The 23,550-nt window shown below is 51.7% G+C and carries 26 protein-coding genes and 3 tRNA genes; all 29 read right to left on the bottom strand.

Features of this window, described 5'->3' with window-relative positions; translation table 11 throughout:
* Positions 1-5: 5 nt before the first annotated feature.
* Positions 6-323, bottom strand: coding sequence for a 50S ribosomal protein L24 (rplX, locus tag B2U47_RS10375; protein WP_296679067.1), 318 nt, complete (start codon positions 321-323; stop codon positions 6-8).
* Positions 324-351: 28 nt separating this feature from the next.
* On the bottom strand, positions 352-720 hold the full coding sequence (gene rplN / locus B2U47_RS10370) for a 50S ribosomal protein L14 (RefSeq protein WP_296679069.1): 369 nt from the start codon (positions 718-720) through the stop codon (positions 352-354).
* A gap of 17 nt (positions 721-737) precedes the next feature.
* Positions 738-1,007, bottom strand: a complete 270-nt coding sequence (rpsQ, locus tag B2U47_RS10365) for a 30S ribosomal protein S17 (RefSeq protein WP_296679797.1) — start codon at positions 1,005-1,007, stop codon at positions 738-740.
* Between the two features lie 8 nt (positions 1,008-1,015).
* The gene (gene rpmC, locus B2U47_RS10360) at positions 1,016-1,213 is read right to left on the bottom strand and encodes a 50S ribosomal protein L29 (protein WP_296679071.1); all 198 of its coding nucleotides are present in this window, start codon (positions 1,211-1,213) and stop codon (positions 1,016-1,018) included.
* Positions 1,213-1,626, bottom strand: a complete 414-nt coding sequence (gene rplP, locus B2U47_RS10355) for a 50S ribosomal protein L16 (RefSeq protein WP_296679073.1) — start codon at positions 1,624-1,626, stop codon at positions 1,213-1,215. The genes rpmC and rplP overlap by 1 nt, the downstream gene beginning before the upstream one ends.
* A 12-nt stretch (positions 1,627-1,638) precedes the next feature.
* Positions 1,639-2,331, bottom strand: coding sequence for a 30S ribosomal protein S3 (rpsC, locus tag B2U47_RS10350; RefSeq protein ID WP_296679075.1), 693 nt, complete (start codon positions 2,329-2,331; stop codon positions 1,639-1,641).
* 9 nt (positions 2,332-2,340) lie between these two features.
* Positions 2,341-2,673 carry a 50S ribosomal protein L22 gene (gene rplV / locus B2U47_RS10345; RefSeq protein ID WP_296679076.1) on the bottom strand — a complete coding sequence of 111 codons (333 nt, stop codon included), beginning with the start codon at positions 2,671-2,673 and terminating at the stop codon, positions 2,341-2,343.
* 9 nt (positions 2,674-2,682) lie between these two features.
* The gene (gene rpsS, locus B2U47_RS10340) at positions 2,683-2,955 is read right to left on the bottom strand and encodes a 30S ribosomal protein S19 (RefSeq protein WP_296679078.1); all 273 of its coding nucleotides are present in this window, start codon (positions 2,953-2,955) and stop codon (positions 2,683-2,685) included.
* Positions 2,956-2,967: 12 nt separating this feature from the next.
* Positions 2,968-3,795 carry a 50S ribosomal protein L2 gene (rplB, locus tag B2U47_RS10335; RefSeq protein WP_296679080.1) on the bottom strand — a complete coding sequence of 276 codons (828 nt, stop codon included), beginning with the start codon at positions 3,793-3,795 and terminating at the stop codon, positions 2,968-2,970.
* Positions 3,796-3,809: 14 nt separating this feature from the next.
* Positions 3,810-4,103: a 50S ribosomal protein L23 gene (gene rplW / locus B2U47_RS10330; protein ID WP_296679082.1), complete on the bottom strand. Its 294-nt coding sequence runs from the start codon at positions 4,101-4,103 to the stop codon at positions 3,810-3,812.
* A complete protein-coding gene (rplD, locus tag B2U47_RS10325; RefSeq protein ID WP_296679084.1) occupies positions 4,100-4,702 on the bottom strand; it encodes a 50S ribosomal protein L4 in 603 nt (200 codons plus the stop codon). The genes rplW and rplD overlap by 4 nt, the downstream gene beginning before the upstream one ends.
* 11 nt (positions 4,703-4,713) lie before the next feature.
* Positions 4,714-5,346, bottom strand: a complete 633-nt coding sequence (gene rplC / locus B2U47_RS10320) for a 50S ribosomal protein L3 (protein ID WP_296679087.1) — start codon at positions 5,344-5,346, stop codon at positions 4,714-4,716.
* A 140-nt stretch (positions 5,347-5,486) separates the two neighbouring features.
* A complete protein-coding gene (rpsJ, locus tag B2U47_RS10315) occupies positions 5,487-5,798 on the bottom strand; it encodes a 30S ribosomal protein S10 (protein ID WP_002709721.1) in 312 nt (103 codons plus the stop codon).
* A gap of 5 nt (positions 5,799-5,803) precedes the next feature.
* The gene (tuf, locus tag B2U47_RS10310) at positions 5,804-6,994 is read right to left on the bottom strand and encodes an elongation factor Tu (RefSeq protein WP_296679094.1); all 1,191 of its coding nucleotides are present in this window, start codon (positions 6,992-6,994) and stop codon (positions 5,804-5,806) included.
* A gap of 5 nt (positions 6,995-6,999) precedes the next feature.
* A complete protein-coding gene (gene fusA / locus B2U47_RS10305) occupies positions 7,000-9,105 on the bottom strand; it encodes an elongation factor G (RefSeq protein WP_296679096.1) in 2,106 nt (701 codons plus the stop codon).
* A 19-nt stretch (positions 9,106-9,124) separates the two neighbouring features.
* On the bottom strand, positions 9,125-9,595 hold the full coding sequence (gene rpsG, locus B2U47_RS10300; RefSeq protein ID WP_296679098.1) for a 30S ribosomal protein S7: 471 nt from the start codon (positions 9,593-9,595) through the stop codon (positions 9,125-9,127).
* A 19-nt stretch (positions 9,596-9,614) separates the two neighbouring features.
* Positions 9,615-9,989 carry a 30S ribosomal protein S12 gene (gene rpsL / locus B2U47_RS10295; RefSeq protein WP_296679101.1) on the bottom strand — a complete coding sequence of 125 codons (375 nt, stop codon included), beginning with the start codon at positions 9,987-9,989 and terminating at the stop codon, positions 9,615-9,617.
* 171 nt (positions 9,990-10,160) lie between these two features.
* On the bottom strand, positions 10,161-14,351 hold the full coding sequence (rpoC, locus tag B2U47_RS10290) for a DNA-directed RNA polymerase subunit beta' (RefSeq protein ID WP_296683394.1): 4,191 nt from the start codon (positions 14,349-14,351) through the stop codon (positions 10,161-10,163).
* 18 nt (positions 14,352-14,369) lie between these two features.
* Positions 14,370-18,455 (bottom strand): DNA-directed RNA polymerase subunit beta, encoded by a 4,086-nt coding sequence (gene rpoB / locus B2U47_RS10285; RefSeq protein WP_296679107.1) that lies wholly within the window; start codon positions 18,453-18,455, stop codon positions 14,370-14,372.
* 154 nt (positions 18,456-18,609) lie between these two features.
* Complete coding sequence (gene rplL, locus B2U47_RS10280; RefSeq protein WP_296679110.1) at positions 18,610-18,987, bottom strand: 50S ribosomal protein L7/L12; 378 nt, start codon at positions 18,985-18,987, stop codon at positions 18,610-18,612.
* A 33-nt stretch (positions 18,988-19,020) separates the two neighbouring features.
* Positions 19,021-19,539, bottom strand: coding sequence for a 50S ribosomal protein L10 (rplJ, locus tag B2U47_RS10275; protein WP_296679112.1), 519 nt, complete (start codon positions 19,537-19,539; stop codon positions 19,021-19,023).
* 272 nt (positions 19,540-19,811) lie between these two features.
* Complete coding sequence (rplA, locus tag B2U47_RS10270) at positions 19,812-20,507, bottom strand: 50S ribosomal protein L1 (RefSeq protein WP_296679114.1); 696 nt, start codon at positions 20,505-20,507, stop codon at positions 19,812-19,814.
* A gap of 1 nt (position 20,508) precedes the next feature.
* Positions 20,509-20,940 carry a 50S ribosomal protein L11 gene (rplK, locus tag B2U47_RS10265; RefSeq protein WP_296679117.1) on the bottom strand — a complete coding sequence of 144 codons (432 nt, stop codon included), beginning with the start codon at positions 20,938-20,940 and terminating at the stop codon, positions 20,509-20,511.
* Between the two features lie 55 nt (positions 20,941-20,995).
* Entirely contained in the window at positions 20,996-21,529 is a 534-nt protein-coding gene (nusG, locus tag B2U47_RS10260) for a transcription termination/antitermination protein NusG (RefSeq protein WP_296679118.1), read from the bottom strand.
* A complete protein-coding gene (secE, locus tag B2U47_RS10255) occupies positions 21,529-21,921 on the bottom strand; it encodes a preprotein translocase subunit SecE (protein WP_296683391.1) in 393 nt (130 codons plus the stop codon). The genes nusG and secE overlap by 1 nt, the downstream gene beginning before the upstream one ends.
* Positions 21,922-22,011: 90 nt before the next feature.
* Positions 22,012-22,087: transfer RNA gene (locus B2U47_RS10250), tRNA-Trp, on the bottom strand.
* Positions 22,088-22,145: 58 nt separating this feature from the next.
* Positions 22,146-23,336 carry an elongation factor Tu gene (gene tuf / locus B2U47_RS10245; RefSeq protein ID WP_296679094.1) on the bottom strand — a complete coding sequence of 397 codons (1,191 nt, stop codon included), beginning with the start codon at positions 23,334-23,336 and terminating at the stop codon, positions 22,146-22,148.
* Positions 23,337-23,371: 35 nt separating this feature from the next.
* Positions 23,372-23,447 (bottom strand) — tRNA-Thr (locus B2U47_RS10240).
* 29 nt (positions 23,448-23,476) lie between these two features.
* Positions 23,477-23,550: transfer RNA gene (locus B2U47_RS10235), tRNA-Gly, on the bottom strand.

Genomic DNA, 23,550 nt, shown 5'->3' with positions numbered 1-23,550 from the left:
ACACCTTAAGCGTCTACGCGCTCACCATTGGATTTGAAGACACGGATTTTCTTGCCATCTTCCAGGAGCTTGAATCCAACGCGGTCGCCCTTACCAGTAGCAGGGTTGACCAGCATCACATTAGAGGCATCCATCGGCATTTCCTTTTCGACAATGCCACCCTGAACACCTGCATTTGGGTTTGGCTTAACGTGTTTTTTAACACGGTTAACGCCTTGCACCAAAACTTTACCTTCTGCCAACACCTGCATGATCTTGCCACGACGGCCTTTATCTTTGCCGGTGATGACGACTACTTCGTCATTACTGCGAATCTTGCGCATTTTGTCACCTATTCCTGTCGTTGCAGTCTTACAGCACTTCAGGTGCCAGAGAAATAATCTTCATGAACTTCTCACCACGCAGCTCACGGGTGACAGGTCCAAAAATACGAGTTCCAATAGGATCCAGTTTATTGTTCAACAACACAGCAGCATTGTTGTCAAAACGGATTTTGGAACCATCATTACGACGGATGCCATGAGCAGTACGCACGATAACAGCGTTGTAAACATCGCCTTTCTTGACTTTACCACGTGGGATGGCGTCCTTGATGCTCACCTTGATAACGTCGCCAATGTTGGCATAACGACGGTGAGAGCCACCCAGAACCTTGATGCACATAACTTTCTTGGCACCACTGTTATCTGCAACTTGCAGAATGGATTGCATCTGGATCATTGTATGTTTCCGTCCCTTTATGCCTGCTCTGGAGCACGTTCAACAATTTTGATCAAAGTCCAGTGCTTTGTCTTGGACAAAGGACGGCATTCCTTGAACAATACGGTATCACCTTCACGGCATTCATTGTTTTCATCGTGAACATGATATTTTTTGGAACGCTTGATAAACTTACCATACATTGGATGCTTAACCTGACGCTCCATCAGCACAACAATGGACTTGTCCATCTTGTTGCTGACAACACGCCCCATCAGACTGCGTTCAACTTTGCCTTCTTCATTCATGCTCATCGTTATTCACCTGCCGCCTGCTTTTCCGCAAGCACTGTCTTGATTCTGGCAATCTGACGGCGTACACGCTTCACTTCAGAAGGACGTGACAACTGACCAGCAGCCTTTTGCATACGCAGTTTAAACTGCTCTTTCAGGTTTTCAACCAACTCGGCCTTGAGTTCGGTAGCTGACTTTTGCTTGAGTTCTGCTGCTTTCATCACATCACCTGACGGGAAACAAATGTAGTCTTCACCGGCAGCTTGGCAGCAGCAAGACGGAACGCCTCACGTGCAATCTCTTCTGCCACACCTTCAATTTCGTAGAGAACCTTGCCAGGCTGAACCAGCGCCACCCAGTATTCAACGTTCCCTTTACCTTTACCTTGACGGACTTCCAACGGCTTTTTGCTAATTGGCTTGTCAGGGAATACGCGAATCCAGATTTTACCGCCACGACGGACATAACGGTTAATCGCACGACGTGCAGACTCAATCTGACGCGCAGTCAGACGACCACGTTCAGTCGTTTTCAGGCCAAAATCGCCGAAACTGACTTTGCTTCCTGCCAGCGCCAGACCACGGTTGCGGCCTTTAAACTGCTTGCGGAATTTGGTTCTCTTGGGTTGTAACATCTCAAACCTCTATCACTTCTTCTTTCTGGCCTGACCCTGATTCTGGCCAGCTTGCTGTTTTTGCTCCAGATCGAAGACTTCGCCTTTGTAGATCCAGACTTTTACGCCAATGATGCCGTAAGTAGTCAACGCTTCAGCAGTTGCGTAGTCGATGTCGGCACGCAGCGTATGAAGCGGAACACGACCTTCGCGATACCATTCTGTACGGGCAATCTCAGCACCGTTCAGACGACCTGCGACACTTACTTTTACACCCAACGCACCCAGACGCATTGCATTACTGACCGCACGCTTCATGGCACGACGGAACATGATGCGACGCTCAAGCTGGCTGGCGATACTTTCCGCCACCAATTGTGAATCCAGTTCCGGCTTGCGGATTTCTTCAATATTGAGCTTTACATTGTTGACATGCAATCCCAGCTTGGCAGCCGTTTCTGCACGCAGTTTCTCAATATCTTCGCCTTTTTTGCCAATCACCACACCTGGACGAGCAGTGTGAATGGTAATGAAAGCGGACTTGGCAGGGCGCTCAATCTGGATGCGACTGACGGAAGCCTCTTTCAGCTTCTTCTTCAGGAATGACCGCACTTCCAGATCTTTATACAGGAAATCGGCATAGTCCTTGCCTTCAGCGTACCACTTGGAGCGCCAATCAGCGGCGATACCAAGACGGATACCGGTTGGATGTACTTTCTGACCCATACTAAAACCTTATTTCTCGCCAACAGCGACGGTAATGTGACTGGTACGCTTCAGGATGCGGTTAGCACGTCCCTTAGCACGCGGCATGATACGCTTCATCGTAGGCCCTTGATCAACAAAGATTGTCTTGACACACAATTCATCAACATCCGCGCCTTCGTTATGTTCTGCATTGGCAATGGCAGATTCCAGAACTTTCTTGACCATAGCTGCCCCCTTCTTAGGGCTGAACGCCAAGATATTCAAAGCCTTATCAACTGGCAAACCACGAACCTGATCAGCAACCAAGCGACATTTCTGAGGAGAAATACGCGCAAAGCGCAATTTAGCTGCAACTTCCATCTCTACCTCTTACTTTGACTTCTTGTCAGCAACGTGACCACGGTAAGAACGGGTCAGTGCAAACTCACCCAGCTTGTGGCCTACCATATTTTCATTAACCAGCACCGGAACATGCTGCTTGCCATTATGAACTGCGAGTGTCAAACCAATCATTTCTGGCAGAACCACAGAACGTCGCGACCATGTTTTGATAGGACGACGGTCATTACTCGCCTTGGCAGTTTCGACCTTCTTAATCAGGTGATGGTCGACGAAAGGACCTTTTTTTAGTGAACGCGGCACTGTCTAATCCTCTTACTTTTTGTTCCGGCGACGGACAATCATCTTGTCAGTACGCTTGTTACTACGAGTCTTGTAACCCTTGGTTGGAACACCCCAAGGTGTTACTGGATGACGACCACCAGAGGTACGACCTTCACCACCACCGTGCGGGTGATCGACCGGGTTCATGACCACACCACGCACCGTTGGGCGAACACCACGCCAGCGTTTTGCACCAGCCTTACCCAGCTTGATTAAGCCATGCTCTGAGTTACCCACCTCACCGATGGTTGCGCGACAGTCGATCGGCACTTTACGCATTTCCCCAGAACGCAGACGAATAGTTGCATGAGCACCCTCACGAGCAACCAATTGCACGGAAGCACCAGCACTACGCGCCAACTGCGCACCTTTACCAGGTCGCATTTCAATGCAGTGAATCACTGTACCGACCGGGATATTACGCATTGGCAAGCTATTGCCAACAGCGATGGGCGCATGAATTCCGGAAATCACTTCCATACCTGCGCTCAAACCTTTTGGCGCAATGATATAACGACGCTCACCATCCGCATACAGCAACAGAGCAATGTTTGCGCTACGATTTGGATCATACTCCAAACGCTCAACACGAGCTGGAACATCATCCTTGCGACGTTTGAAGTCAACGATACGATAATGCTGGCGATGACCACCACCCACATGACGGGTAGTAATGCGACCAGTATTGTTACGACCACCGCTCTTGCGCTGGCTCTCTACCAGACCTTTCCAAGGTGCGCCTTTGTGCAACTCTTTGTTGACAACCTTGACCTGGAAACGACGACCGGGAGAGGTTGGTTTTGCCTTAACGACTGCCATGATTCACCCTTACCTTATTCCGCTGCCGCATCCAGAGAGAAACCTTCCGCCAGGCTTACATAAGCCTTTTTCCAGTCATTGCGTTGACCGCTACGACGACCGAAGTTTTTCTGCTTGCCTTTCATGTTGATGGTACGAACCTTGTCAACCTTGACTTCAAACAAAGCCTCGACAGCATCCTTGATTTCTTGTTTGGTTGCATTCTTGACAACCTTGAACACGTACTGATTGCCTTTTTCTGCTGCCGCAACTGTTTTCTCTGTTACGCGAGGCGCAACCAGAACGTGATAAAGACGTTCCTGACTCATGCCAACCACTCCTGAATTTTTGCAACCGCAGCCACAGTCACGACAACTTTTTCATGCCCAACCAGACTAACAGGGTTCAAACCAGCCACTGTTGCAACCTCACAATACGGAATATTACGCGATGCCAGCAGGACATTGACATCATCAACATCGGAAACCAGCAGCACATCATTTGAACCGTATTCTTTCAATCTTGCCACCATCGCTTTGGTTTTTGGCTCCATGACATCAAAGTCATTCACCACCACTAAACGATCCTGACGTGCCAACTCTGAGAAAATTGAGCGCATGGCTGCACGGTACATTTTCTTGTTCAGCTTCTGCTCGAAGCTGCGTGGGCGTGCAGCAAAAGACTTACCACCCGTGCGCCACAGCGGGCTACGGATACTACCAGCACGTGCGCGACCGGTACCTTTTTGACGGAACGGCTTGGAGCCACCACCACTAACGTCGGAACGTGTTTTCTGCGCCTTGGTTCCAGCACGACCAGCCGCCATATAAGCAACCACTGCCTGATGCACCAGACCTTCATTGAAGTCACGCGCAAATACATCATCGCTTACCGCGACTGACCCACCATTTGCAATCTGTAATTCCATTGCAGTTATCCTTATGCCTTGACTGACAGCTTGACAACCACATCGCCGTTAGTAGCGCCCGGAACAGCGCCCTTAACCAGCAACAGATTGCGTTCAGTGTCTACACGCACCACTTCCAGATTTTGGGAAGTGCGGGTAGCAGCCCCCAGATGACCAGACATTTTCTTACCAGGGAATACACGACCTGGAGTCTGGTTCTGACCGATGGAACCCGGCGCACGGTGCGACAAAGAGTTACCATGCGTGCGATCTTGACCAGCAAAATGATAACGCTTCAGGACACCTGCAAAGCCTTTACCCTTGCTTACGCCTGTCACATCAACCTTCTGACCCGCCTCAAACATGCTTACAGTCAACTCGGAACCGGGTTCGTAACCAGCCACATCACCCACACGTGATTCACGCACAGCAGTACCTGCTGGCACACCCGCCTTAGCAAAATGACCTGCTTCCGATTTGGAAACGCGGGAAGATTTTTTCTCACCTGTAGACAACTGGATGGCGTTATAACCATCGGTTTCTAGCGTCTTGACTTGTGATACACGATTTGCCGCAATCTCAAGCACAGTGACCGGAGTGGAGCCACCATCTTCACCGTATATCCGGGTCATTCCGATTTTGCGACCCAGCAGACCGATTGCCATTTGCATACCTCTTCGAATTACTCACACCGAGCAACTTTCATTCTGTACTTCTAGAAAAACTCGGCTCGACATAGGTCGAGCCGTGGAAAGCCGCGCATTATAGCAGAATTTTTTCCGCCGTCTATGAACTTTTTTACAAATCAGTTAAGTTTGATCTGTACGTCTACACCTGCCGCCAAATCCAGCTTCATCAGGGCGTCGACCGTTTTGTCTGTTGGGTCAATGATGTCCATCAGACGCTTGTAGGTACGGATTTCGTACTGGTCACGCGCATCCTTGTTGACATGCGGGGAAATCAGCACTGTGTAGCGCTCAGTGCGTGTAGGCAGGGGAATTGGCCCCTTGACACGAGCACCAGTGCGTTTGGCTGTCTCGACGATTTCAGTCGCAGAGCGGTCGATCAGGCGATGATCGAAGGCTTTCAGGCGAATACGGATTCTTTGATCAGACATAACTATTACTCAATGATTTTAGCAACAACACCGGCACCAACAGTACGACCACCTTCACGGATGGCGAAGCGCAGACCTTCTTCCATCGCGATCGGGTTAATCAGACTGACAACCAGCTTGACGTTATCGCCCGGCATTACCATTTCCACACCTTCCGGCAGGTCGCAAGCGCCTGTTACGTCGGTGGTACGGAAGTAGAATTGTGGACGGTAGCCTTTGAAGAACGGGGTGTGACGACCACCTTCTTCCTTGGACAGAACGTAAATTTCTGCTTCAAATTTGGTGTGCGGCTTGATGGAGCCTGGCTTGCACAGTACTTGACCACGTTCTACGTCGTCACGTTTGGTACCGCGCAGCAACAGACCTACGTTGTCACCTGCCATACCTTGATCAAGCAGCTTGCGGAACATTTCCACGCCGGTAACAGTGGTGGTTTGGCTGGCACGGATACCAACGATTTCGATGGACTCACCAACTTTAATAACACCACGCTCGATACGACCTGTTACGACAGTACCACGACCGGAGATGGAGAATACGTCTTCTACCGGCATCAGGAAAGTGCCGTCAACCGCGCGTTCTGGCTCAGGGATGTAGCTGTCCAGCGCATCAATCAGGCGGGCGATGGATGGCTCGCCGATCTCGGATTGATCACCCTCCAAGGCTGCACGGGCAGAACCCTTGATGATTGGGGTGTCGTCACCAGGGAAGTCATAGCTGGAGAGCAGCTCACGCAGTTCCATTTCAACCAGTTCCAGCAGCTCTTCGTCATCAACCAGATCACACTTGTTCATGTAAACAACGATGTAAGGTACACCTACCTGACGAGACAACAGGATGTGTTCACGGGTCTGCGGCATTGGGCCGTCAGCAGCGGAACATACCAGAATGGCGCCGTCCATTTGCGCTGCACCAGTGATCATGTTTTTTACATAGTCAGCGTGCCCTGGGCAGTCTACGTGTGCGTAGTGGCGATTGTCAGATTCGTATTCAACGTGAGCAGTGGAGATAGTGATACCACGTGCCTTTTCTTCTGGTGCTGCGTCGATCTGGTCGTATGCTTTGGCTTCACCACCGAACTTGCGGGACTGCACAACAGTCAGCGCTGCGGTCAGAGTGGTTTTGCCGTGGTCAACGTGACCGATTGTCCCTACGTTTACGTGCGGCTTCGTGCGCTCAAATTTACCTTTTGCCATCGTTGTTACTCGCCTTTCACTTTTTTAATGACCGCCTGAGTAATAGCCGCAGGCGCTTCCGAATATTTTAAAAATTCCATACTGTAGGATGCCCGACCCTGCGTCGCTGAACGCAAGTCAGTGGCATACCCGAACATTGAACCCAACGGCACTTCTGCCTGTACCACCAGACTACCGCTTTCTTCATCTGTACCGTGGATGATGCCGCGCCGACGGTTCAAATCACCAATGACATCGCCCATGTACTCTTCCGGCGTTATCACCTCAACCTTCATGACCGGCTCCAGTAAAACTGGCGATGCTTTCATCACGCCGTCACGCAATGCCATGGAACCCGCGATCTTAAATGCCAGCTCACTGGAATCCACATCATGGAAGGAACCATCAAATATGGTAACTTTCATATCAACCAGAGGGAAACCAACCAAAACGCCGTTACCCATCTGCTCTTGTACACCTTTGTCGACGGCAGGCACGAATTCTTTCGGCACCACACCACCCACCAAAGCATTTTCAAACCTGTAGCCTTCCGCTTCGCCCAATGGCTCCAGACGCAACCAGACATGACCATACTGACCACGCCCACCGGACTGCCGGATAAACTTGCCCTCAACCTCAACAGACTTGCGGATGGTTTCACGGTAAGCCACTTGTGGCGCACCAACATTGCAGCTCACCTTGAACTCGCGCAACATGCGGTCAACAATGATTTCAAGGTGCAGCTCACCCATCCCGGCGATGATGGTCTGCCCGGTCTCTTCGTCAGTACGCACCCGGAACGACGGATCTTCCTGTGCAAGTTTGCTCAGTGCAATCCCCATACGTTCCTGATCGGCTTTGGATTTCGGCTCGACAGCGACCGCAATCACCGGTTCAGGAAAATCCATTTTCTCCAATGTGATAACCTTGTGCATGTCACACAACGTATCACCTGTGGTCACATCCTTCAGTCCGACAGCAGCGGCAATATCTCCCGCCCGAACTTCATCAATATCTTCGCGCGAATTGGAGTGCATCTGCACCAAACGCCCGATACGCTCACGCTTGCCTTTTACTGGGTTATACACCGCACTCTGCGAAGTCAACACCCCAGAATAGACCCGGAAGAAAGTCAATGTCCCCACAAACGGGTCAGTGGCAATCTTGAATGCCAACGCAGCAAACGGTTCATCATCGGATGGATGACGCTCGGCTTCAGAGCCGTCCTTGTCATCCAGATGGCCTTTAATGGAAGGCACATCCACCGGTGATGGCATCAGCTCCACTACCTTGTCAAGAACCGCCTGAATGCCCTTATTCTTGAAAGCAGAACCACAGGTCATTGGTACGATTTCAAGATTAATCGTGCGCTTGCGCAAACCAGCAATAATCTCTTCCGAAGATAAATTACCTTCTTCAAGGTACTTATCCATCAAGGCTTCATCAGCTTCAGCAGCCGCCTCAACCATTTTTTCACGCCATTGCTGACAGTCAGCAACCATGTCCGCCGGAATATCAACAGCTTCGTAGGTTACGCCCTTATCAGCATCATTCCACATGATGGCTTTCATGCGAATTAGATCGACAACACCAGCAAAATGCTCTTCCGCACCGATGGGCAATTGCAGCAGCACTGGATTAGCCTTCAGTTTGGCTTTCAACTGCTCGTAAACGCGCAGGAAGTTTGCTCCCGAACGATCCATCTTGTTGACGAACGCCATGCGCGGAACATGGTACTTGTTCGCCTGCCGCCAGACCGTCTCGGATTGCGGCTGCACACCACCAACAGCGCAGAGTACAAATACCGCACCATCCAGCACCCGCAAAGAACGCTCCACCTCAATCGTGAAATCAACGTGCCCCGGCGTATCAATGATATTGACGCGATGCTGTGGAAACTGCTTATCCATGCCTGACCAGAAACAAGTGGTGGCTGCCGAGGTAATGGTAATACCCCGTTCCCGCTCCTGCTCCATCCAGTCCATGGTAGCAGCACCATCGTGCACCTCGCCTATTTTGTGAGACACACCCGTATAAAACAGGATGCGCTCGGTAGCAGTCGTTTTACCCGCATCAATGTGCGCCATGATGCCGATATTGCGATAGTGCTCAATAGGGGTGCTACGTGCCACTGAATTTTTAATCCGTCAATTACCAGCGGAAGTGAGCGAATGCCTTGTTGGCTTCAGCCATACGATGCACGTCTTCACGCTTCTTCACCGCAGTACCACGTTTTTCAGAAGCATCCATCAGTTCGCCAGCGAGCTTGCGAGCCATGGATTTTTCCCCACGCTTGCGAGCAGCATCAATCAACCAACGCATTGCCAGCGCATTCTGACGAGATGGACGTACTTCAACCGGCACCTGATAAGTTGCACCACCAACACGACGGGATTTAACCTCCACCGCAGGGCGAACATTGTCCAGCGCATATTCCAGCACATCCAGACCATCACCGCCTTTCTTGCCAGCGATCTCGGTCAATGCGCCGTAAATAATCTTCTCAGCCGCAGACTTCTTGCCATCTTGCATGATGGCATTCATGAATTTGGTCAGCAACTGGCTCCCGAATTTTGGATCTGGAAGCACAATGCGCTTGGGGACTTCTCTTCTTCTAGGCATGATTCATATCACCTGTGAATTACTTCTTGGGACGCTTGGCGCCGTACTTGGAACGAGCCTGCTTGCGATTTTTGACACCTTGCGTATCAAGACTGCCGCGCACTGTATGGTAACGCACACCTGGCAGGTCCTTGACACGACCACCACGGATCAGCACTACCGAGTGCTCCTGGAGGTTATGGCCTTCACCACCGATATAGCTGGTGACTTCAAAACCATTGGTCAAACGCACACGAGCAACCTTACGCATAGCGGAGTTCGGTTTCTTTGGGGTGGTCGTATAAACACGGGTACAAACACCACGACGCTGCGGACAAGCCTCCAGCGCTGGCACCTTACTCTTCTCTACTTTGCTCTGGCGCGGTTTGCGCACCAACTGGTTTACTGTTGCCATATTCTGAAATTGTCTCCTGGAATCACGAGGAACCTGCCTGGCTTGCCTAGTCCCCATAAAAACAACAGACCGAAAATCGGTCTATCTAAGGACGCAAGATTGTATGGATCGGAAAACCTCCTGTCAAGGAGGTTTTCCCTGTCAATAACTTAAACCTGAACCCTCACTGGATTAATCACCCAGATCCATGTCTAACGGCTCACCAAAACTGATGGTTTCGCTGGACACAGGACGTTCATAAGTAAACTCATTACGCTGGCTGCGACGATCATCGTGGTACGCCAGACCCGTACCAGCCGGGATCAGACGGCCTACGATGACGTTTTCTTTAAGACCACGCAGCTCGTCGCGTGCACCACGTACCGCAGCCTCTGTCAGGACACGGGTGGTCTCCTGGAAGGATGCTGCCGACACGAAGGAGTCGGTAACAAGAGAAGCCTTGGTAATACCCATCAGCAAGCGCTCGTAAACGATTTTGAGCTTGCCTTCAGTATCAAGACGGCGATTCTCTTCCACCACTCGCCAGTAGTCTGTCTGCTCACCGCGCAGGAACTTGCTGTCACCCGGATCAACCACTTCAACCTTGCGCATCATCTGGCGGACGATGACTTCAATGTGTTTGTCGTTGATCTTTACACCTTGCAGACGGTAAACATCCTGGATCTCCTTGACCTGGTATTCAGCCAGTGCGGTAGCCCCCAGCAGGCGCAGGATGTCGTGTGGGTTAGGCTCACCATCAGCGATAACCTCGCCACGGTTGATCTTTTCACCCTCAAACACATCCAGATTACGCCACTTGGGGATCAGCTCTTCATACTGCTCACCATCTTCGTTGGTGATAACCACGCGCTGCTTACCCTTGGTTTCCTTGCCGAAGGAAATGGTACCGGTCTTTTCCGCCAGAATTGCACCATCTTTTGGTTTGCGGGCTTCAAACAGGTCGGCAACCCTAGGCAAACCACCGGTAATGTCACGGGTCTTGGAAGACGCCTGTGGCAAACGGGCGATAACCTCACCAACCTGCACAGTCGCTCCGTTGGTCGAGCTGACAATTGCACCAGCAGGCAAAGGGTATTGCACCGGAATTTTGGTGCCTTCAAAGAATACGTTTTCACCGCGTTCATCCAGCAGGCGCACAGTAGGACGCAACTCACGACCAGCAGCCGGACGGTTCTTCGGATCCATTACCTCAATGGAGGAAAGACCTGTTACATCGTCCACCTTGGTTTGAACCGTTACACCGTCGGTGAAATCACTGAAGTCAACACGACCGGATACCTCGGAAATGATCGGATGGGTATGTGGATCCCACGTCGCTACTTCCTGACCTGCGTGCACTTGCGCATACTGTTCTACCGACAGGATTGCACCGTATGGCAGCTTGTAGCGTTCCTTGTCACGACCGTTTTCGTCTACAACCCCGACTTCACCGGAACGGGACACCGCCACCAGCTTGCCATCCTTGTTGCGAACAGTCTTGACGTTGAGCAGGTGAATCTGACCCGCAGATTTGACCGAGATACTGCTTTCTGCCGCAGACCGGCTAGCGGCACCACCGATGTGGAAGGTACGCATGGTCAACTGGGTTCCCGGTTCACCGATGGACTGTGCTGCAATAACGCCGACGGCTTCACCCTTGTTGACCACATGACCACGTGCCAGATCACGTCCATAGCAGTGGGCGCATACACCATAACGGGTTTCGCAGGTAATCGCAGAACGCACCACGATTTCGTCAACCGCCAGCGCATCAATCTGCTTGACCCATGCCTCATCCAGGAAGGTTCCGGCAGGAATCAGCACTTCATCGCCACGGGTAACATCTTGTGCCACCACACGACCGAGTACACGTTCAGCCAGCGCCTCTACCACATCACCACCCTCGATGATCGGGCGCATACGGATACCCTGTTTGGTTCCGCAGTCATCAATGGTAACAACCATGTCTTGCGCCACGTCAACCAGACGACGGGTCAGATAACCGGAGTTCGCGGTTTTGAGTGCGGTATCTGCCAGACCTTTCCGTGCACCGTGGGTGGAGATGAAGTACTGAAGTACGTTCAGACCTTCGCGGAAATTGGAAGTGATCGGTGTTTCAATGATGGAGCCATCCGGCTTGGCCATCAGACCACGCATCCCGGCAAGCTGACGAATCTGGGCAGCGGAACCCCGCGCCCCGGAATCGGCCATCATATAGATGGAATTGAAGGATTCCTGCATAACGGTATTACCATCAGCATCGACCACTTCTTCCTTGCCGATCTTTTCCATCATCGCTTTGGCGACTTTCTCGTTGGTACTAGCCCAGATGTCAACGACCTTGTTGTAGCGTTCGCCCTGTGTTACCAAGCCGCTGGCAAACTGGTGTTCAATCTCCAGCACAGCCTCTTCTGCTTCTGCCAGCAAGTCTGCTTTCTTTTCCGGGATCATCATGTCATCCGCACAAAAAGAAACGCCCGCACGGGTCGCATAACGGTAGCCGGTATACATCAACTGGTCAGCAAAAATGACTGCCGACTTCAAACCAACCCGACGGTATGACTCGTTGATCAGCCGGGAAATGGCCTTTTTCTTCAGCGCTGTATTGAACAGTTCAAATGGCAGACCTTCCGGCATGATGCTGGTCAGCAGTGCACGTCCAACGGTCGTGTCAAGCAGACGGGTACGTTTGATGAATTCGCCATCTTCATCCTTGATGCTATCGGTGATACGCACCTTGACCTTAGCGTGCAGGGAAGCATTGCCAGTGTCATACGCACGCTGCACTTCCTGCGGATCGGCAAACACCATACCCTCGCCTTTGGCGTTGACCGCTTCGCGGGTCATGTAATACAGGCCAAGAACGATGTCTTGCGATGGCACAATGATTGGTTCGCCGTTCGCTGGAGACAGCACGTTGTTGGTTGCCATCATCAGGGTACGCGCTTCGAGCTGTGCTTCCAGTGACAGCGGTACGTGAACCGCCATCTGGTCGCCGTCGAAGTCAGCGTTGAATGCGGAACACACCAGCGGGTGCAACTGGATGGCCTTTCCCTCAATCAGGGTCGGCTCAAACGCCTGGATACCCAAACGGTGCAGGGTTGGCGCACGGTTGAGCATGACCGGGTGTTCACGGATGACTTCAGCGAGGATGTCCCACACTTCTGCCGTTTCGCGTTCCACCAGTTTCTTGGCTGCCTTGATGGTGGTCGCCAAACCACGGCGTTGCAGCTTGCCGAAAATGAACGGCTTGAACAATTCCAACGCCATTTTCTTGGGCAGACCGCATTGGTGCAGGCGCAGAGTAGGCCCGACCACGATAACGGAACGACCGGAGTAGTCAACGCGCTTGCCCAACAGGTTCTGACGGAAGCGGCCTTGCTTACCCTTGATCATGTCAGACAGGGATTTCAACGGACGCTTGTTGGAACCGGTAATGGCGCGACCACGACGACCGTTGTCTAGCAGCGCGTCAACGGATTCCTGCAACATGCGCTTTTCATTGCGCACGATGATGTCCGGGGCATTCAGTTCCAGCAGGCGCTTCAAACGGTTGTTACGGTTGATGACGCGGCGGTACAGGTCATTCAGGTCGGAAGTCGCAAAACGACCACCATCCAACGGAACCAGTGGACGCAAGTCAGGTGGCAATACCGGTAGCACCGTCAGGATCATCCACTCAGGCTTGTTGCCGGAATTGATGAAGGATTCCATCAGTTTCAGGCGCTTGCCCAAACGCTTGAGCTTGGTTTCGGAACCTGTCTCGCTGATTTCCTCACGCATCCGGGACACTTCGTCCTTGAGGTCGATGGTTTTCAGCAGATTCAGGATAGCTTCCGCACCCATGCTGGCATCAAACTCGTCACCAAACTCTTCGACCGCTTCCAGATAGGCTTCATCGCTCAGCAACTGGCAACGTTCCAGCGTGGTCATGCCAGGTTCAGTAACAACAAAAGTCTCAAAATAGAGAATGCGTTCGATGTCACGCAGGGTCATGTCCAGCATCAAACCAATGCGGGATGGCAAAGACTTGAGGAACCAAATGTGTGCGACCGGGCTGGCGAGGTCGATATGCCCCATGCGTTCACGACGCACTTTGGTCTGGGTTACTTCAACGCCGCATTTTTCGCAAACCACGCCACGATGCTTGAGGCGCTTGTATTTTCCGCACAAGCACTCATAGTCCTTGACCGGGCCAAAAATTTTGGCGCAGAACAGACCGTCACGCTCTGGCTTGAAAGTACGGTAGTTGATGGTTTCCGGTTTTTTGACTTCGCCGTAAGACCATGAACGGATCACTTCAGGCGACGCCAAGCCGACCTTGATTGCGTCAAAGTCGTGGGATTCCTGTTCTTTCTTGTGGAAATTCAATAAATCTTTCATCGCTATCCAATCCCGTGTTTAGTCGCGTTCCAGTTCGATATTCAAAGCGAGAGAACGGATTTCCTTCATCAAGACGTTGAAGGACTCAGGCATACTGGCTTCCATGTAGTGGTCGCCATCCACAATGTTCTTGTACATGCGGTTACGACCGTTCACATCATCCGACTTGACGGTCAGCATTTCCTGCAAGGTGTAAGCAGCACCATAGGCTTCCAGTGCCCACACTTCCATCTCACCAAAGCGCTGACCACCGAACTGTGCCTTACCACCCAATGGCTGCTGGGTAACGAGGCTGTATGGGCCAGTCGAACGGGCGTGCATCTTGTCGTCAACCAAATGGTTGAGCTTGAGCATATGCATGTAACCAACGGTTACTTTTCGCTCAAACTTGTCACCTGTGCGCCCATCGAACAGACTGGTCTGACCACTTTCCGGCAGATCTGCCAAGCGCAGCATCGCCTTGATTTCGGCTTCGTCCGCACCATCGAATACCTGTGTCGCCATCGGTACGCCTTTGCGCAGGTTGTTGGCAAGGGCAACGACTTCATCGTCGTCCAACTCATCAACAACCCGATCCTGATTGGGGTTGCCGCCAGTAGCATACACGTCGCTGATAAACTGGCGCATCTCGTCAATCTTGGCTTTGGTGTCGATCATGCGCCCAATCTTTTCACCCAAACCTTTTGCCGCCCAACCCAGGTGGGTTTCCAGAACCTGACCAACGTTCATACGTGATGGTACGCCCAGCGGGTTCAGTACGATGTCAACAGTTTGACCGTTTTCCAAATACGGCATGTCTTCGACAGGTACGATGCGGGAAACCACACCTTTGTTACCATGACGACCAGCCATCTTGTCACCGGGCTGCATCCGGCGTTTGACCGCGATGTAAACCTTGACCATCTTCAGTACACCGGGGGCAAGGTCATCACCAGCCATCAGCTTGTCGCGTTGCTTGTGCAGACGAGTCTCGTAGAGCTTTTTCTTCTCTTCGATCTGCGCAGCCAGTGATTCAAGCTGGGTATTGACCTCCTCATCCTGCATACGGATGGCAAACCAGTCTTTCTTGTCCAGATTATCCAGATAAGCCTGGGTCACAACCGTACCATTGGTCAGGCGATTTGGCCCACCGACAGCTTCCTTGCCCAGCACCAGCTTGGAAAAACGGTCAAGGATGTCAGATTCATAAATACGCAGTTCGTCACGTAGGTCTTTGCGGACTTTTTTCAGGTCTTCCTCCTGAATTGCCAAGGCACGTGCATCACGCTCCACACCGTCACGGGTGAACACACGCACGTCAATGACCGTACCCGCCATGCCGGTAGGCACACGCAGCGAGGTATCCTTCACGTCGGAAGCCTTCTCGCCAAAAATCGCCCGCAGCAGCTTTTCTTCCGGGGTCAACTGGCTTTCACCTTTCGGCGTCACCTTGCCGACCAAGATGTCGTTGGGTTTGACTTCCGCACCGACATGGATGATGCCGCATTCGTCCAGCTTGGCCAGCAGGCTCTCGCTGACGTTGGGGATGTCCGCCGTAATTTCTTCCGGTCCCAGCTTGGTGTCACGTGCCAAACAAGACATTTCCTCAATGTGGATGGAGGTGTAACGATCCTCATCGACCACACGCTCGGACAGCAGGATGGAGTCCTCAAAGTTGTAACCGTTCCACGGCATGAAAGCGATGAACATGTTCTGCCCCAACGCCAGTTCGCCTAAATCGGTGGAAGAACCATCCGCCAGTACGTCGCCACGCGCTACCACATCGCCCACTTTCACAATCGGACGCTGGTTGATGCAGGTATTCTGGTTGGAACGGGTATACTTGATCAGGTTGTAGATGTCGACGCCACCCTGCTGCTCGTTGGCTTCATCGTCATTGACGCGCACCACCACACGACCTGCATCCACGGAATCAATCACACCACCACGACGGGCTGTTACAGCAGAGCCGGAATCCTGTGCAACCGCACGTTCCATGCCTGTACCTGACAGTGGCTTGTCGGCACGCAAGCAAGGAACCGCCTGACGTTGCATGTTGGAACCCATCAAGGCGCGGTTGGCATCATCATGTTCCAAGAACGGGATCAGGGATGCCGCCACCGACACAATCTGCTTGGGGGAAACATCCATGTACTGAACTTTTTCCGCAGGCATCAGGGTAAATTCGTTTTTGTAACGGCAGGAAACAAATTCGTCTGACAAACGACCGTCATCATCCAGTTCCGCACTCGCCTGTGCGATCACGTAATTGGATTCTTCAATTGCAGACAGGTAATCAATCTGCATGGTCGGCTGACCGTCAATGACCTTGCGATAAGGGGTTTCGAGGAAGCCATAATCGTTGGTACGAGCATATACCGCCAACGAGTTGATCAGACCGATATTTGGACCTTCCGGCGTTTCAATCGGGCATACACGACCGTAGTGGGTCGGATGCACGTCACGCACCTCAAAACCTGCACGTTCACGGGTCAGACCGCCCGGCCCCAGCGCAGAAATACGACGCTTGTGGGTGACTTCCGACAGCGGGTTGTTTTGATCCATGAACTGAGACAACTGGCTAGAACCAAAGAACTCCTTGATAGCAGCAGACACCGGCTTGGAGTTGACCAGCTCTTGCGGCATCAGACCTTCGCTTTCTGCCATGGTCAGACGCTCTTTCACCGCACGCTCAACTCGCACTAAGCCAACACGGAAAGCATTTTCAGCCATCTCACCGACACTACGCACACGGCGGTTGCCGAGGTGGTCGATGTCATCCACATCATCACGACCATCGCGGATGTCGATCAGTTTGCCCAACACCGCCAGAATGTCAGCCTGATCCAACACCTCGGAACCCTTCGCTTCTTCGCGTCCCAAACGGCGATTGAATTTCATTCGACCTACCGCAGATAAATCATAGCGGTCATCAGAGAAGAATAGGTTGGCAAACAGGTTTTCAGCCGCTTCCTTGGTAGGCGGCTCACCCGGACGCATCATCCGGTAAATTTCAATCTGGGCTTCCAACTGGCTGGTGGTGGTGTCAATACGCACAGTATTGGACATGAATGGACCACGATCCAGATCGTTGGTATACAACACCCGGAAGCTGGTAACATCGGCATCACGCAGTTTTTCCAGCATATCGGCATTCACTTCGTCATTGGCACTCGCCAACAACTCGCCTGTCAGGGAATCAATCAGATTGTGCGCTAGAATTTTGCCATTCATATACTCAGGTGGCACAACCAGCTTGTTCAAACCCGCTTTTTCCAGTTGCTTTACATGCTTGGCGGTAATGCGACGTCCGGTCTCCACCAATACACGACCATCCAGCATGATGTCAAATGAAGCCAGCTCACCGCGCAAACGGGCAGGCTCCATCTCCATTTCCACACTTTTGCCACTCAGGTGAACCAAGGTTTTATCGAAGAAATAATCGAGAATCTGTTCATTTTCCATGCCCAATGCACGCAACAAGATGGTCGCAGGCAGTTTGCGGCGACGATCGATACGCACATAAATGGAATCTTTGGGATCAAATTCAAAATCAAGCCAGGAACCACGGTATGGGATCACGCGGGCGCTGTGCAACAGTTTGCCAGCCGAGTTGGATTTGCCCTTGTCGTGCTCAAAGAACACACCAGGCGAACGGTGTAACTGCGAAACGATAACACGTTCGGTACCATTGATGATAAACGTACCCTTGTCGGTCATTAGGGGCAGTTCACCCAGATAAACATCCTGCTCCTTGATGGACTTGACCACTTTGGCATCCAGCGGTGTATCCCGGTCGTAAATAACCAGACGCAATTTGACACGCAAGGATGCAGCAAATGTCAGCCCACGTAACTGACACTCCTGCACATCGAAGACAGGCTCAGCCAAGCGATAATCTACATATTCCAGCGCAACATAATTGTTGTAGCTGACAATCGGGAATACGGAGGAAAATGCCGCGTGCAAGCCGGTTTCACCACGTTGCAGAACCGGTTTCTCCAACTGCAAAAACTGCCGATAGGACTCCAACTGAATCGTGAGCAGGTCAGGCACTTCCAGAATCTGTGGGCGCTTGCCAAAATCTTTGCGGATCCGTTTCTTTTCTGTATAACTCAGTCCCATCTTCTTTCCTCAATTTCGGAGTCAGAATCCCGGCTTCCAGACATTGCCGGTTTTGTCAACTTAACAAGCGACAAAAGGCTGACAGCGCAAGATACGCTGCCAGCCTGCAAGGTATGTAAGAACTAATTGCAGTTCAACATGCCAACCCTCAGTATTACTTGAGTTCGACAGTTGCGCCTGCTTCTTCCAGTTCTTTCTTGAGCTTTTCTGCTTCGTCCTTGCTAGCGGCTTCCTTAACAACGGAAGGAACGCCTTCAACCATGTCTTTCGCTTCTTTCAGACCCAGACCGGTCGCGCCACGAACAACCTTGATAACGTTGATCTTATTCGCGCCGAAGCTGGTCATAACAACGTTGAATTCGGTTTGCTCTTCAACCGCAGGAGCAGCTTCACCGCCAGCAGCAGGACCAGCAGCTACTGCAACCGCAGCAGTAACACCGAATTTTTCTTCAATCGCTGAAATCAGGTCAACGATTTCAGTTACAGTCATGTTGGCAAAGGTTTCCAACATATCTTCTTTAGTACAAGCCATTTTGATTCTCCAAAACCTAAATCAGTAATCAGATCAATCCAAACTGATGCCAGCGGCTTCAGCTTTTTGGTCACGCAATGCAGCAAGGGTACGTGCGAACTTGTCGAGCGGAGCACGCAGGACAGCGGCCAAGGTGGCCAGTGCCTGATCGCGTGTCGGCAGTTTCGCCAGACGTTCCAACTCAGAAGCAGGAAGCATTTTGCCGTCGATAGCGACGAACTTGACTTCCATCTTGTCGTTGGCTTTGTCTTTCTTGAACTCCTTGATCAGACGCGCCGCAGAACCTGGATCTTCCTGGGAAAACGCCAGTACCAGCGGACCTACCAGACCATCCTGAACACATTCAAATGCAGTGTCCTTGACGGCGATACGCGCCAGATTGTTCTTTACGACCCGCAGATACACCCCACCCTTGCGTGCGTTTTGGCGCAGCGTGGTGAGTTGCCCTACGGTCAATCCACGGTACTCGGCAGCCACCATGGAATGAGCACTTGCAGCAACTGCGGCCACTTCAGAGACAATCTCTTTTTTCTCTTGCAGTGTTAATGCCACGTTATCTACTCCTGGTTTGGCGGACATTCCGCCATTTATCGATCACTTGCCGCTTTCCGGCTTGTGAAGGAAACAGCGTCCCAAACCATCTTACTGACTCGGGTAACGCCATCTGCGCAGGTTCTCTACCACTTCAGCGAAAGGCAGAACCATTAAGTTTTCGGAAAACACCTGCGGTCTTTGACGACATACATCCATGTATATCTTGATTGCCTTGCGGCAGCTTTCATCCATGAAAGCAGGGAGATGGAGCCTTCACGGCTCCAAATCAGTTAGTAAGACAGTGATGCACCATCAACTGTCAAACCTGTCCCCATTGTGGTGGACACAGCAACTTTCTTCAGATAAACACCCTTGGAGGTAGACGGCTTCAGTTTTACCAGATCCGCCACCAGCGCATTGATGTTACCGGCCAGTTTGTCGGTATCGAATTCCACATTACCTACGGAACAATGGATGATACCGGCCTTGTCAGTACGGTACCGCACCTGACCAGCCTTAGCATTACGCACAGCACCTGCCACATCAGGGGTCACAGTGCCGACTTTCGGGTTTGGCATCAAGCCGCGCGGACCAAGGATTTGACCCAGTTGACCGACGACACGCATCGCGTCAGGACTGGCAATGACCACATCGAAGTCCATTTTGCCCGCCTTGATTTCGGCAGCCAGATCATCAAAACCCACGATGTCTGCGCCTGCTGCCTTGGCAGCTTCAACGTTCGCACCCTGAGCAAAAACTGCAACACGGACAGTTTTGCCATTACCATTTGGCAACACGGTGGAACCACGTACAACCTGATCGGATTTACGCGGGTCAACACCCAAATTGATACTTACATCAACGCTTTCAACAAACTTGGCACGCGGCAGGGATTTCAGTGTGTCCAGAGCCTCAGCCAGCGCATAAGACTTATTGGTATTAACTTTCTCAGCGATTGCTTTTTGACGTTTGGTCAGCTTTGCCATCTTACACCCCCTCCACTTCAAGACCCATGCTGCGGGCGGTGCCTGCAATGGTACGTACCGCCGCATCCATAGAAGCAGCCGTCAGGTCTGGCGTCTTGGTCTTGGCGATTTCTTCCAGTTGGGCACGGTTAACCTTGCCAACCTTGTTACTGTTAGGGCGGGCGCTGCCAGACTTGATGCCTACTGCCTTTTTGAGCAAAACAGAGGCTGGCGTGGTTTTCATAACAAACGTAAAGCTTTTGTCGCTATACGCTGTAATTACCACTGGAGTTGGCAAACCAACTTCCATACCCTGCGTAGCAGCGTTGAATGCCTTGCAGAATTCCATGATATTCAGACCACGCTGACCCAGCGCAGGACCGATAGGTGGACTTGGATTTGCTTTACCAGCCGGAACTTGCAGCTTGATATAGCCAATGACTTTCTTTGCCATGATAGTTTCCTATATAAACGGGTGATAACGCCTTACGGCTCCCCTAGCTACCAAGTCAGGTTTTTTCGACCTGGTAGAACTCAAGCTCAACGGGCGTTGAGCGACCAAAAATCTGCACTGCGACCAACAGGCGGTTTTTTTCATAGTTAGCTTCTTCGACAACGCCGTTGAAGTCCTTAAATGGCCCATCAGTAACACGCACCACTTCACCCGCATCAAACAAGACTTTGGGACGTGGCTTTTCTGCACCTTCTTCAACACGGCGCATGATATTGTCGACTTCTTTCTGTGTAATGGGTGCAGGCTTATCAGCCTTGCCCCCGATGAAACCCAGCACTTTCGGTGTTTCTTTCACCATATGCCAAGTATCATCATTCATTTCCATTTCGACCAGCACATAGCCGGGGAAAAACTTGCGCTCACTGCGCCGCTTTTGCCCATCACGCATTTCAACGACCTCTTCGGTCGGCACCAGCACATGACCAAAAGCATCCTGCAAGCCAAAACGCACGATGCGCTCTTCCAAAGAACGCTTTACCTGATTCTCAAAGCCGGAATAAGCCTGAACTACAAACCATCGCTTAGCCATCAGGAAACCCCTCCCAACAAGCTTTGGATACCCCAGCCAAGCAGTGAGTCAACAATCCAAAGAAAAATGGAAAGGATCAGAACGATAACCATCACCATGAGCGTCGTCTTCAGGGTTTCATCACGTGTAGGCCATACCATCTTGCGCACTTCAAGGCGGGAATCCTTCATGAAACCCACCAACGAACGACCCGCTTGAGTGGTCAGCGCAACCGCAGCTCCCGCCCCTGCCACAACCAACAGACCAACCACGCGCAGCAGCAAGGAAACCTGCTCACCTTGCCAAGTCTCAAAATAGTAAAAACCCACGATCCCTGCCAGTAGCAGCGCGAGTGCAATGACGAGCTTTACCGTATCAAGCGATGAGCCCTGTTCTTCGGTATGATCTGACATTTTATTTTCACCAAACCTGACAGTCGAATGACTTTGGACAAGAGACTGCTTTGTACAAAACAATTTGTTATCCAAAGCCATCTGAAAAGATGGCAGGCCAAGAGGGAATCGAACCCCCAACCTGCGGTTTTGGAAACCGCTGCTCTGCCAATTGAGCTATTGACCTGTAAAAGCAGAAAGAGCAGGGAGCATACTCCCCACCCCTTCAAAACACAAGCAATTACTTACTCGATAATCTTGGCAACAACACCGGCACCAACAGTACGACCACCTTCACGAATAGCGAAGCGCAGACCTTCTTCCATCGCGATCGGGTTGATCAGACTGACAACCAGCTTGACGTTATCGCCCGGCATTACCATTTCCACACCTTCCGGCAGGTCGCAAGCGCCTGTTACGTCGGTGGTACGGAAGTAGAATTGTGGACGGTAGCCTTTGAAGAACGGGGTGTGACGACCACCTTCTTCCTTGGACAGAACGTAAATTTCTGCTTCAAATTTGGTGTGCGGCTTGATGGAGCCCGGCTTGCACAGTACTTGACCACGTTCTACGTCGTCACGTTTGGTGCCGCGCAGCAACAGACCTACGTTGTCACCTGCCATACCTTGATCAAGCAGCTTGCGGAACATTTCCACGCCGGTAACGGTGGTGGTTTGGCTGGCACGGATACCAACGATTTCGATGGACTCACCAACTTTAATAACACCACGCTCGATACGGCCTGTTACGACAGTACCACGACCGGAGATGGAGAATACGTCTTCTACCGGCATCAGGAAAGTGCCGTCAACCGCGCGTTCTGGCTCAGGGATGTAGCTGTCCAGCGCATCAATCAGGCGGGCGATGGATGGCTCGCCGATCTCGGATTGATCACCTTCCAAGGCTGCACGGGCAGAACCCTTGATGATTGGGGTGTCGTCACCAGGGAAGTCGTAGCTGGAGAGCAGCTCACGCAGTTCCATTTCAACCAGCTCCAGCAGCTCTTCGTCATCAACCAGGTCACACTTGTTCATGTAAACAACGATGTAAGGTACGCCTACCTGACGAGACAACAGGATGTGCTCCCGGGTCTGCGGCATTGGGCCGTCAGCAGCGGAACATACCAGAATGGCGCCGTCCATTTGCGCTGCACCAGTGATCATGTTTTTTACATAGTCAGCGTGCCCTGGGCAGTCTACGTGTGCGTAGTGGCGGTTGTCAGATTCGTATTCAACGTGAGCAGTGGAGATAGTGATACCACGTGCCTTTTCTTCTGGTGCTGCGTCGATCTGGTCGTATGCTTTGGCTTCACCACCGAACTTGCGGGACTGTACGACAGTCAGCGCTGCGGTCAGAGTGGTTTTGCCGTGGTCAACGTGACCGATTGTCCCTACGTTTACGTGCGGCTTCGTGCGTTCAAATTTACCTTTTGCCATTTTCGATAACTTCCCGTTAAATTCTTTTCAATAACTGGTGCTCTTGGGCAGACTCGAACTGCCGACCTCGTCCTTACCAAGGACGCGCTCTACCACCTGAGCTACAAGAGCAAAAACTATCTAACGACTCAGCCAGAATTTGGAGCGGGTGATGGGAATCGAACCCACACCATCAGCTTGGAAGGCTGAGGTTCTACCATTGAACTACACCCGC

This window comes from Thiothrix sp. UBA5583, assembly GCA_002425225.1.
In the GTDB taxonomy this organism is placed as follows: Bacteria; Pseudomonadota; Gammaproteobacteria; order Thiotrichales; family Thiotrichaceae; genus Thiothrix; species Thiothrix moscowensis.
Note: the sequence above shows the minus strand (reverse complement) of the source record. Positions and strands in the feature narration are given on the sequence as shown.